Source organism: Streptacidiphilus monticola (assembly GCF_042658505.1).
Taxonomy (GTDB): domain Bacteria; phylum Actinomycetota; class Actinomycetes; order Streptomycetales; family Streptomycetaceae; genus Streptacidiphilus; species Streptacidiphilus monticola.
The window spans coordinates 1-640 of sequence record NZ_JBHSQJ010000200.1; the positions used below are offsets into that span (position 1 = coordinate 1).

Annotated in this window: 1 protein-coding gene and 1 pseudogene; both read left to right on the plus strand. The window is 72.5% G+C overall.

From position 1 onward, the window contains the following. Window positions 1–339 (plus strand): hypothetical protein (locus tag ACFP3V_RS31305; protein WP_380591069.1); only part of this gene is annotated, 339 nt, incomplete at its 5' end. Beyond that, window positions 336–640, plus strand: a pseudogene (locus ACFP3V_RS31310) (dipeptidase); the annotation flags it as partial. The gene ACFP3V_RS31305 and the pseudogene ACFP3V_RS31310, both read left to right, overlap by 4 nt.

Genomic DNA, 640 nt, shown 5'->3' on the forward strand with positions numbered 1-640 from the left:
TCCTCGCTGCACCGCACCAACCAGGCGAACCGCAAGGCCGACCAGCTCAACAAGGAACTGGCGGCGGCCGGTTACCCGACCTTCCCGCAGGGTGACATCGCCCGTACCCTCGGCACGTCCGGCGGTCCGGTGTGCACCGACCCGGACAGTGCGCTGAAGAAGGCACAGTGGCTGGCCGAGCAGGCCAACGGCGCGGCCGGCCCCGGCATTCGCCCGGTCATCGCCGACCGGCAGGTGCTGGACGCCGGGGCGCTGGTGATCAAGGTCTACTGCCCCGACCGGCTGCAGGACTACCAGGACCAGATCGACGACCTCAAGACGGGGGACACCGTCCGATGAGCAGTGGCACCGAGACCGGCGTGCAGGACCAACTCACCCGGCGCATCGCCGGGTTGATGGACCGCGCCAAGCAGGACCTGACCGAGCTGGTGGCCATCCCCTCGGTGGCCGACCCGCGCCAGTACCCGCCCGAGGAGTGCCGCCGCGCCGCCGAGTGGGTCGCCCACGCCTTCGCCGAGGCGGGGCTGCAGGACGTCCACCTCGCGCAGACCCCCGACGGCAGCCACGCCGTCCTCGGCCACCGGCCGCCCCCGCCGGGCGCGCCCACGGTGCTGCTCTACTGCCACTACGACGTGCAGCC